General features: G+C 77.1%; 6 protein-coding genes. All 6 read right to left on the bottom strand.

What is annotated here, in order from left to right:
* Positions 1–5: 5 nt before the first annotated feature.
* Positions 6–491, bottom strand: a complete 486-nt coding sequence (locus AA0005_RS15180; RefSeq protein ID WP_413450967.1) for a DUF1992 domain-containing protein — start codon at positions 489–491, stop codon at positions 6–8.
* A 37-nt stretch (positions 492–528) separates the two neighbouring features.
* Positions 529–1,230, bottom strand: coding sequence for an alpha/beta fold hydrolase (locus tag AA0005_RS15175; RefSeq protein ID WP_413450966.1), 702 nt, complete (start codon positions 1,228–1,230; stop codon positions 529–531).
* 63 nt (positions 1,231–1,293) lie between these two features.
* A complete protein-coding gene (hisN, locus tag AA0005_RS15170; RefSeq protein WP_413450965.1) occupies positions 1,294–2,097 on the bottom strand; it encodes a histidinol-phosphatase in 804 nt (267 codons plus the stop codon).
* Between the two features lie 170 nt (positions 2,098–2,267).
* Positions 2,268–4,070, bottom strand: a complete 1,803-nt coding sequence (gene recD / locus AA0005_RS15165) for an exodeoxyribonuclease V subunit alpha (protein WP_413450964.1) — start codon at positions 4,068–4,070, stop codon at positions 2,268–2,270.
* Positions 4,067–7,396, bottom strand: coding sequence for a UvrD-helicase domain-containing protein (locus AA0005_RS15160; protein ID WP_413450963.1), 3,330 nt, complete (start codon positions 7,394–7,396; stop codon positions 4,067–4,069). Before AA0005_RS15160 ends, recD begins: the two co-directional genes overlap by 4 nt.
* Positions 7,393–10,731, bottom strand: coding sequence for an exodeoxyribonuclease V subunit gamma (gene recC, locus AA0005_RS15155; RefSeq protein WP_413450962.1), 3,339 nt, complete (start codon positions 10,729–10,731; stop codon positions 7,393–7,395). The genes AA0005_RS15160 and recC overlap by 4 nt, the downstream gene beginning before the upstream one ends.
* Positions 10,732–10,744: the final 13 nt, after the last annotated feature.

The raw sequence follows: 10,744 nt of genomic DNA, 5'->3' as shown, positions 1-10,744 counted from the left end.
CGGCGTCACCCACCACGCGTGCGACGCCACCACCTGCGGCGGCGGGCGGGAGGCGCCTGCTCGGCGGGAGCGGGTGGGCCGGCGGCGGGCTCGCGGTCGGCGCGCCACCGGGCGACGACGGCGTCGACGTCCGCGGGCGCGACCGGGAGCAGCGGGCCCGTGGGGGTGCGGATGTAGTCGGCGACCCGCCGGTTGAGCGCGCGGACGGTGTCCCGGACGGCGTCCTCGTCGCGCAGGTGGCGCACGGTCTCCGACAGCGCCGCGAGCTCCTTGCGCAGCAGCAGCGCGGGCGGCAGGAGGCCGTCGGCGGGCAGGTCCTCGCTGCGGAGCTTCTGGCGGATCCACCAGTCCTCGTGGAGCGGCTCGTCGATGCCCGGCAGCGGCTTGCCCGCGCCCGGCAGGTCGGCGAAGGCCCCGCGGGCCTCCGCGTCGCGGACGAGGCGGTCGACCCAGGTCTCGACGGGGACGTCGTGCGGCCGGCGCTCGGTCATCGCCCCATTCTCCCCGTCCACGCCGGAGCGCAGCGAGCTAGGCGCCCCTGCCGGCGACCTCGGCGATGACGGCGGCGAGCTCCGCGGGCCGGGACCACATCGGCCAGTGGCTCGTCGGCAGGTCGATCCACGTCGTGTCGGTGAGCTCGGGGATGCCGGCGAGCCAGGCCATCGTGCCCTCGGCGGCGTAGCTGCGGTAGGCCTCGGCCGTGAAGCTCGTGCAGACGAAGGTGCTGGGGATGTCGCGCCGTGCGTCGTCGACGAGGTCGGCCGCCCCGCGCAGCACCCCACCGGGCTGCGGGACGGCGCGGCGCCGGAAGGTCTCCAGCTGGTCCTCGCTCAGGCCGTCGAGGTTCTCCTCGGCGGCGAGGGACTCCCAGTCCAGCGGCATCTCGACGCCGTCGAAGTCGGGCTCCATGGCGCCGACGCCCGGCGCGGTGTCGACGTAGACCATGGCCGCGAGGCGGTCGGTGAGCCGGTCGCTCGCCGCGTGCCCGGAGAAGCCGGCGCCGCTGTGGACGACGAGGACGGTGGGCCGCCCGGTGGCCTCGACAGCGGCGACGATGGCCTGCACGTGGTCCTCGAAGGTGACGGCCGAGCGGTCGGTGCCGACGGCGTCGAGGCCCGGGAGGGTCAGGGCCTCGGCCTCGACGCCGGCCTGCTCGAGCCGGGCGAGGACCTCCTCCCAGGCCCAGGCGCCCAGCCAGAAGCCGGGGACGAGGACGACAGGGTGTGCCATGGCGCTGCTCCGCTCGTCGGACTGGGGCCGAGCGTAGTCGCGACGGCGGAGCCGTGGAAGGGCTCAGTCCTCTTGCGCGGTGAGCATTTGGAGGACCTCGTCGTGGAGGAGGCCGTTGGTGGCGACGGCGTTGCCGCCGAAGGGCCCCGGCGCCCCGTAGAGGCTGGTGAAGCGGCCGCCGGCCTCGGTGACGATCGGGACGAGCGCGGCCATGTCGTAGGTCTCGAGCTCGGGTTCTGCCGCGAGGTCGACGGCGCCCTCGGCGACGAGCATGTAGGACCAGAAGTCGCCGTAGGCGCGGGTGCGCCAGCAGCGCTGGGCGAGGTTGAGGAAGGAGCGCAGGCGGGAGGCCTCCGCCCAGCCGTCGAGGGAGGAGTAGCTGAGGGACGCGTCCTCGATGCGGGACACGCTCGACACGTGGAGCCGGCGCGCGGACGACAGCGAGCGCCCCGTCCAGGCGCCGGAGCCGAGGGTGGCCCACCAGCGCCGGCCCAGGGCGGGGGCGGAGACGACGCCGAGGACGACCTCGTCGTCCTCGACCAGCCCGATGAGCGTGGCCCACACCGGCACCCCGCGCACGAAGTTCTTCGTGCCGTCGATGGGGTCGATGATCCACTGCCGCGCGGAGCGGCCGGTGGTGCCGAACTCCTCCCCGAGCACCGAGTCGCGCGGCCGGGTGCGGCCCAGCTGGGCGCGGACGATCTCCTCGGCCGACTTGTCGGCGTCGGAGACGGGGCTGAGGTCCGGCTTGGTCTCGACGACGAGGTCGAGGGCCTGGAAGCGGGCCATGGTCTGGGCGTCGACCTGGTCGGCGATGACGTGGGCCAGGCGCAGGTCGTCGTCGTACCGGATCCGCGTGATGGACATGCGCCTCACGCTAGCGGCGCCGCCGCGCGGCGCGGGGACGCGCGCCGGGGATGCGGGTAGCCGGAGAATCCGGCTCTCGGCGATAAGTGTGCTGTCGGCGGTAACTGTGCTGTCGGCGGTAACTGTGCTGTCCGCGGGAGGGGGGTGGTCGGGGGAGAACGAGGGGTCGGCTACAGGGGGGTGCGCAGGCCGCTGGCGCGGCGGACGGGGGTGTCCACGGCGCGGCGGACGGCGGCCGCGGTGCCGACGACGCGCACGTGCTCCCGCGCGCGGGTGACCGCGGTGTAGAGCAGCTCGCGGGTGAGCAGCGGGGAGGCGGCGGGCGGCAGGACGAGGGAGACGCGGGTGAACTGGCTGCCCTGGCCGCGGTGGACGGTCATCGCGTGGACGGTCTCGACGGCGGGCAGCCGGTGGGTGCGCACGCGCACCGGGGAGTCGGGGTCGCCGAGGACGGCGACGACCCCGCCCTCGCCGTCGGCGACGACGACGCCGGTGTCCCCGTTGTACAGGCCGGTCTCGCGGTCGTTGGCGGTGACGAGCAGCGGACGGCCGGGGTACCACGGGCTCGTGCCCCGGACGTCGGGTGCCTCTGGGTGCGGGCCCGCCGCCTCCGTCACCCACTGCTCGACGAGCGCGGACCAGTGCGCCACCCCCGCCGGCCCACGGCGGTGGGCGACGAGCAGGCGGTGGGAGCCGAGCGCGCGCAGCGCCCCCTTCGCGTCCCCGGCGCGGGCGGCCAGCACGAGCTCGCGGCCGGCGGCCCCGGCGTCCGCGCGCAGCGCGGCGAGGTCCTCCTCGCGCGGCAGCTCCTCCTCACCGAGCTCGATGAGCTCGACCGACGGGTGGCCCGCGCGCAGCAGCCGCAGCGTCTTCTCGGCGTCGCCGGCGCGGATCGCCGCGGCGAGCGGGAGGATCGCGCTGCCCTCCTCCTGCCGGTGGACGGTGACGAGGCGGACGACGCCGCCACTGCCGCTCTCCGGGGCGCGCGCCACGAGGTCGCCGAGCACCGCCCCCGCCTCGACCGAGGCGAGCTGGTCGGGATCACCGACGAGCACGAGCCGGGCGTCGGGCCGCAGCGCCTCGAGCAGCCGGGCCATGAGCGGCAGGGACACCATCGAGGTCTCGTCGACGACGACGACGTCGTGCGGCAGGTGCCGCCCCGGGCCGTGCCGGAAGCGGGTGGAGCTGCCGGGCAGCCAGCCGAGCAGGCGGTGGAGGGTCGAGGCGCTCAGCGTCCCGACCCGCTCCCGGTCCTCGGCGCCGAGCGACCCGACGACCTCGTGCACCGCCTCCTGCAGGCGTGCCGCGGCCTTGCCGGTGGGGGCGGCCAGCGCGATGCGCAGCGGGCCGGCGACGTCCTGGAGGACGGCGATGAGGCGGGCGACCGTCGTCGTCTTGCCCGTCCCCGGCCCGCCGGTGAGCACGGTGAGCCGGCCGGTGACGGCGGCCGCCGCGGCCGCCCGCTGCAGGTCGTCACCGGCGGCCGGGAACAGGCGGTCGAGGGCGGTGGCGAGCCGGGCGGGGTCGGCCGGGGCGCTGGGAGCGGCGAGTCGGGCGTCGACCTCGCGGCGCACGACCATCTCGTCGCGCCAGTAGCGGTCGAGGTAGAGCCGCCCGCCCACCCAGCGCACCGGGTGGTCGGCGGGCCCGTCGACCCCGGCCGAGACGAGCGGGCTCGCCTCGATGGCCGCCGCCCACGCGGCGGGTTCGGGCCACGGGAGGTCGGGGGTCTCGGCGTCGGCGGCGAAGGACGCGGCGTCCTCGAGGTGGAGGCACACGGAGCCCGAGCGCACCGCCCGGGTGGCGAGGGCGACGGCGAGCAGCACGTTCTCGTCCGCCTCACCGACCAGCGCCCCGAGGCGCCGGGCGACCTGGACGTCGGCCGCGGCGACCACCCCGGCCGCGTTGAAGCGGGCCAGGAGCGGGGGAGCGTGCAGCGCGAGGCGGGGGTCGCCGTCGTCGAGGATGGTCATGACCCCTCCAGCAGTGCGGACAGGGCGACGACGAGCGAGGCGGGCGGACGCCACGCCATCACCCCGTAGGGCGTGCCGTCCGCGGCAGGCGTGCCGGGGCCGGCCATCCCGCGGACGAAGAGGTAGAGCCCGCCGCCCAGGTGCCGCTCGGGGTCGTAGCCCCGGTGGCGCCAGCGCAGGTAGCGGTGCAGCGCGGCGAGGTACAGCAGCAGCTGCAGCGGGTAGTGCGAGCGCATCATCGCGTCGGCGACGGCCTCGGGCCGGTAGTGCCACAGCGTGAGGGGCTCGTCGGGCGGCGCGAGCCGGTTGGTCTTGTAGTCGACGACGAGGTAGCGGGTGGCGTCCCCGGACCCGTGCCGCAGCACGGCGTCGATGCTGCCGGTGAGGTAGCCGTGCAGCCGCTCGGGTCCGAGCGCGGCGAGCTGGTCCGCGTAGGGCGCGAAGACGTCGTCGGCCGGCAGGTGGCGGCGCAGGAGGAGCGCGAGGTCGACGAGCGTGGCGGCGCTCGCGGCGGGGTAGTCACCGCCCGCGAGGGGCAGCTCGAACTCCATCTCGGCGAGCCGGTCGCGCGGCGCGAACTCCGCGAGGGTGGCACCGCCGGCCAGCGGCCCGAGCGGGGTGGCGAGCACCTGCTCGAGGGCGACGGCGAGGGCGTCGGGGTCGAGCCCCGGCACCCGCGCGGTGCCCGCCTCCGCGCACCGGGCGCGCAGCTCGGTCGCGAGGTCCGGTGCGCTGGTGTCGACCTCCTCGAGCACCTCGTGGACGACGGTCCCGAAACCGGTCCCTCCGGGCAGCTCGGCCATCGGCGAGGGCACCTCGCGGGCGGGGTCGGCGCCGCCCAGGCCGGTGACGACGACGTCCGTCTCGTCCTCCACGCCTGTGCCCTCCGGCTCGCTGCCCACCGCCTCGTGGTGCGCAGCGGCGGTGAGCCCCGTGTAGGAGGTGCGCCGCCACGTGTGGTCGAGGCTCCGGCCCAGCCGCGCGACCGACAGCGCGGGCCGCTCGGGCGCCGGCGGCTGCCAGGTGACCGGGGCCGGGCGGGCGGTCACGCGCTCGAGGGCGACCGTGCCCCCGGAGCGGGCGACGACGTCGGACAGCGCCTCGGTGACGGCGTCGTCGGTGCGCACGGGCACGCGCGGCGGCGGCTCCTGGCCCGGGGAGTGCCCGCCCTGCAGGAGGCGGGTCAGCGGCCCGGCGGGGGAGTTCGACGACGGTGCCCAGTGGACGACGACCTGCGCCGCGGCCCGGGTGAGCGCGACGTAGAGGAGGCGCAGATCCTCCCCGCGCTCCTCGGCGAGGTGGCGCTCGCGGGCGTCGTCGTAGCCGGGGTCCTCGGTGCCGCCGACGTGGAGGAGCCGGGTGCCGGCGTCGTCGTGGTAGCGCAGGATCGGCGGGGTGCGCGACTCGTAGCGGTCCCAGCCGAAGGGGACGTAGACGACAGGGAACTCCAGGCCCTTGGAGGAGTGGACGGTGACGACCTGGACGGCGTCGGCGTCGGTCTCGAGGCGGCGGCTGCGCTCCTCGGCGTAGTCGCGGTCCGCCTCGGCGATGCGGGTGCGCAGCCAGTCGGTGAGCGCCGCGACGCCGAGCCCCTCCTCCGTCGCGGCCAGGTGGAGCGCCTCCCCGACGTGCCGGACGTCGGTGAGCACCCGCTCCCCGCTCGTGGTGGCCAGCAGCCGCTCGGCCACGCCCTCCGCGGTGACGGCCTCGACGAGCGCCGCGACGCCCCGCTCGGTGAGGAGCCGCGCCCAGCCGCGGACCGTGTCCGACAGCTCCTCGCGCGCGGCGTCCTCCGCGGTGCCGAGGCGGGCGGCGTCCCAGCCGAGGAAGGGGGTCAGCGCCAGCGCCGCGGCCCGCCCGCCGTGCCCGGGCTGCTCGAGCGCGGTGAGGAGGGTGAGCCAGTGCCGCGCGGCGTCGGTGGCGAAGACACTGAACAGCCCGGAGACGACGGCGGGCACACCGGCGGCGGCGAGCGCGTCCCGCACGGCGTCGGCGTCGGCGTTGCGCCGGGCCAGCACGGCGATGTCACCGGGGTGCAGCGGCCGCCAGTCCTCGCCCTCGCGCAGGCGGGTGGTGCCGAGCTGGGCGACGACGTCCGCGGCGACGTCCTGCGCCACGAGCCGGCGCACGTCCGCGACCCGCGGGTTCTTCGTGCCGGCGAGCCGGAAAGGCTCCCGGGTGACCTGCCGCAGCCGCACAGGCGCCCCGCCCTCCAGGCGCCGCTCCCCGGTGTGCGCGGCCGCGACGGGCCGCACGACGATGGCCTCGTCCCCGAGCGCGGCGCCGCCGAGCACGGCCTCGAGCCCGGTGAGGAGCGGGGCGTCGCTACGCCAGTTGCGCCCGAGCGTGGCCGTGCTCGTGGCGAGCTCGTGGGCCTGGAGGTAGGTGACGACGTCGCCACCGCGGAAGGCGTAGATCGCCTGCTTGGGGTCGCCGATGAGCACGAGGGTGCGGTGCCCGTGGAAGGCGGTGCGCAGGATCTCCCACTGGACGGGGTCGGTGTCCTGGAACTCGTCGACGAGGACGACGGCGTAGCGCTCGCGGACGCGCGCGGCGGCGGCCGGCCCGTGGACCGGGTGGGTGAGGGCGTCGCGCAGCAGGGTGAGGAGGTCGTCGTAGTCGAGGAGGCGGCGCCCGCGCTTGCGGAGGCGCACCTCCTCGCGCACCGCCTGCGCCAGGGCGTGGCGGTGCCCCGGCAGCGAGTCCGGCGGTGCGTCGGTGGGGCGCAGCGCGGCCTGGTGGTCGCTCACCGCCTCCTTGCCGATGGTGCGCGCCTCCTCGGGGCTCAGCTCGGGCTGCCGCGAGCCGGCGTAGCGGCGCAGGTAGACGTCGTCGAGGACCTCCTCGCGCAGGTCGGCGACGTCGGGGACGAAGGTGTGGTCGGGGTCGAGGTCCGCCGCCACTCCGAGCGAGGTGAGCATCTGCTGGCAGAAGCCGTGCGTCGTCGTGATCGTCGCGGCGTCGAGCTGGGACAGGGCGCGGGTGAGCCGGCGACGGCGGGTGGTGACCTCGGCGTCGTCGGTGGCGGCGAGGTGGGCCACGACCTCGTCGCGGCTGTCGCGTGCGGCGGCCGGGTCCCGCAGGGCGTGCTCGGTGGCGAGCAGCCGGGCGCGCACGCGGTCACGCAGCTCGGAGGTGGCGGCGCGGCCGAAGGTGACGAGGAGGAGGTCGGCGAGGTCGACGCCCAGCTCGGCGACGTAGCGGGTGGCCAGGGCGGCGATGGTGAAGGTCTTGCCGGTGCCCGCGCTGGCCTCGAGCACGGTGGTGCCCTCGGGCAGCGGGCCGCACACGTCGAAGACGGGCAGGTCGAGCTCGGTGGCGGTCACGGCTTGTCCACCCGTTCGTGGGCGAGGAGGGGCTCCCACACGCGGCGGGCGAGGACGCCGAGGCGGCTCGGGTCCTGGGGGAACCAGGCCCGCTCGCTCTCGGTGGGGGTGCCGAGGATGTCGTCGAGGCTCGCGCCGCTGCCCCAGCAGATGACGTGGTGGGCGTCCTCCCGGAGGAACTGGTCCCCGTCCCAGGCACGCCGCGCGTTGACGAGGGCCATGTCCGGGGAGTCCCCGGCGGCGCGGGAGGTGGCGTAGGTGCAGGCGACGGGGACCGGGACGGGCAGCGGCTCGCGCAGGGCCAGGGCGTGGAGGTGGACGAGCTGGTCGAGGATCGCCACGGCCTCCTCCGGCGACGGCGGGCGGAGCCGGGCGACGTAGGCGCCGGGACGGCTGTGGTCGGGCCGGCCGACGGTGGCGGTGCTCCAGGCCCGCCCCGGGTGCGCGGCGACGAGCGCCAGCAGCTGCACCCAGGCGCGCAGCCGGTGCTTGGGCGCGAGCCGCGAGTAGGTGGCGCGCACGACCGTGGAGCCGTGGACGCCGGGGACGGTCCCGGTGAGCGTGACGCCCGAGGGGAGGGGGACGAGGACGTCGACTGTCTCGGCCGGCGCCGCCCGTTCCCCGGCGGCCGCCGCCGCGACGGGCACGACCCGGCTGCCGACGTCGAGCAGGGCGGTGCGGCCCAGCTCCTTGGGCGGGGCGGTGCCGCGGCGCCACTCGGCGTTCATCACCTGCTGGTCCGGCACGCCCTCGAGGCGCGCGTGGAGGAAGCGCTCGCCGATCGCCCAGCCGTCGAGCGGGGGGAGGGTGAGCGGGAGGCGGTCGCTGACCTCGGCCTCCTCCCCGGGCACCGACAGACCCAGCCGGTGGCGCAGGAAGTACTTGACCGGGTGCTCGAGCACGGCGACGAGCTCGGCGAGCTCGAGGGCGGCGGGCGTGGGGAGCGGGGGCAGCGGCTCGCCGAGGAAGGTGGTGCGCTCGACCCGCTCCCCGCGGCCGGCGAGGGCTGCGCGGTGGGCGACGGCGTCGAAGCTGAAGGGGCCGGGCGTGCCGAGCGCGCCGGGCGTGAAGTTGCGCTCGTCGACGACCTGGAGCGGGTGGTGGCGCACGACGTGCTCGCGCACGCTGCCGGAGGGCGCGGTGGCGGCCCGTTCGAGGGCGTCGAGGAGCTCACCGACGGGCACGGCCGGGGGCCGGGTGGCGCCGGTGCGCTCGTGGGCACCGGAGTAGAGGAGGACGAGGTGGTCCTGCGCGGCGGTGACGGCGTCGAGGAAGAGCTGGCGGTCCTCGCTGCGGCGGTCGCGCTCGCCGATGCACGGCTCGCGCAGGAGGAGGTCGTCGCCGTCCTGGCCGCTGCCGCGGGGGAAGGCGGCGTCGTCGAGGCCGAGGAGACACACGACCCGGTGCGGGACGGCCCGCATCGGCTCGAGGGAGCACACGGTGAGGGCGCCGGTGCGGAAGCCGGCGCGGGTGGGCCGCCCGGCGAGCCGGTCGGTGAGCAGGGCGCGCACGTCCGGCAGGCGCAGCGGCCCGTCGGTGGCGCGCGCCCGCTCCTCGGCGAGGACGCGGCGGGCCGCGACCACCTGCCACGAGTCGGCCGGGGCGGTGTCGGCGAGGAGGGTGACGGCGCGGTCGAGGGTGTCGAGCCAGTGCGCCAGCGGGTGGGCGCCGTCGAGCTCGGCGAGGAGCGTGCTCAGCCGCTCGACGAGCTCGGCGAGCCGCCCGGCGAGGTCGACGTCGGTGCTGTCGACGTCGTCGAGCGGCAGTGCGTGGCCGACGTAGCGGTGCTCCTCCTCGGCCATGGCGGCCCCGAGCAGGAGCCGGTCCAGGGCGACGTGCCACGTGCCCTGAAGGACGCCGGGCAGGTCGAAGCGGGCGCGGCGGGCGGCGCCCTCGCCCCAGCGCACGCCGGCCTCCGCGGACCACTCGCGCACCCGGTCGAGGTCGTCGTCGGTGAGGTGGAAGCGGCGGCGCACCGGCTCGGTGGCCGCGAGGTCGAGGACCTCGGAGGCGGTGACCCGGCCGTCGGCCAGCGTGAGGAGCGTGGCGAGCAGACCGAGGACGGGGTTGGTGCGCCCCGGCGCGCGGTCGGCCAGCCGCACCCGCATGGTGTGGCCCGGGTGGACGTCGCTCACGCCCTCGGGCGCCAGCCCGAAGCTCGCCGTGACGAGCGGTGCGACGGCCTCGACGTCCGGGCACATGACGATGACGTCGCGCGGCTCGAGGGTGGGGTCGGCGGCGAAGAGGCCGGCGAGCACCTCGCGCAGCACCTCCACCTGGCGGGCCAGCCCGTGGCAGGCGTGGACCTGGACGCTGGAGTCCTCCGGCGCGACCGGGTGCGGGGCGGCGTCCGGGGTGTCCGCGGCGAGGCGTTCCTGCAGGGCGGTGAGCAGGGTGCCCCCGGCCCGGGGTGCGGGGTGGTGGGTGTCGGTGACGCCCTCGCCGAGCAGGCGCAGCTCGAGCTCGGTGGCATCCCGGGCGGTGGAGGCGAGGAGCGGGTGGTCGGCGTGGACCCGCTGGTCGCGGCGGCGGCGGGAGGGCGGTGCCGCGGCGCCGGCGACGGCGGCCCACAGCGCGGGGGAGGGGTGGGGCAGCCACAGGTGGACCTCGCGGTGGGCGGCGAGGGCGCGCAGGACGCGCAGCTGGTCCTCGGGCAGCCGGGTGGGCCCGAAGACGCTGAGCCGCCCGGGCAGGTCCACCGCCTCCGGCCGCGCGACGACGGCGTCCAGCGCCTCCGCCAGACGCTCGGCCGGGCTCGGCTCACCGACGCGGGCGCGCAGCCGCCGCCACAGCTCCACCTGCCAGGCGAGGTCGGCGGGCACGGTGCCGCCGGCGCCGTCGTCGTCGTGTCCCTGTGCCCAGGCCCGCACCATGTCGGGCCGCTGGGCGGCGTAGGAGGCGTAGAGGCGGGCGAGGTGGCGGGCCGCGCCGAGACGGCGCCCGTGGCGGTGGTCCTCCGGCTCCCCGGCGCCGAGGTAACGGCCCAGCGGCGCGCACCAGGGCTCCTCGGCGTGGGCGTCGATGACCTCCAGCAGGGGCGAGGTGAGCAGCTCCGGCGCCCACGGGTCCTCCTCCGGCGCGCCGGGCAGTCCGCTGAGGACGCGGGCCACGAGGCGGGCGGGGGAGGAGAAGTCGACGTTGGCGCAGATGCCCGGCTCCGCGCCCGGGAGCGCACCGAGGTGGTGGGACAGCCGCTGCGCGAGCCACCGCTCGACCCCGCGCGTGGGCACGGCGACGACGTCCGGAGTGAAGGGGTCCTCCGGGGCGTCGGCGAGCAGGGCGGCGAGCGGCGCGACGAGCGCGTCCGCGCGCTCGGACCGGTGCACGTGCAGCACGTCCCAGCCTCCC

The organism is Georgenia phoenicis (genome assembly GCF_047302425.1).
Taxonomy (GTDB): Bacteria; Actinomycetota; Actinomycetes; order Actinomycetales; family Actinomycetaceae; genus Oceanitalea.
This window is presented reverse-complemented; position numbering and strand designations above follow the sequence as displayed.

What these genes read in the sequence shown, in the direction of transcription:
- AA0005_RS15180 (WP_413450967.1), bottom strand. Translation starts at nt 491, where the DNA reads ATGACCGAGCGCCGGCCGCACGACGTCCCCGTCGAGACCTGGGTCGAC.
- AA0005_RS15175 (WP_413450966.1), bottom strand. Translation starts at nt 1,230, where the DNA reads ATGGCACACCCTGTCGTCCTCGTCCCCGGCTTCTGGCTGGGCGCCTGG.
- hisN (WP_413450965.1), bottom strand. Translation starts at nt 2,097, where the DNA reads ATGTCCATCACGCGGATCCGGTACGACGACGACCTGCGCCTGGCCCAC.
- recD (WP_413450964.1), bottom strand. Translation starts at nt 4,070, where the DNA reads ATGACCATCCTCGACGACGGCGACCCCCGCCTCGCGCTGCACGCTCCC.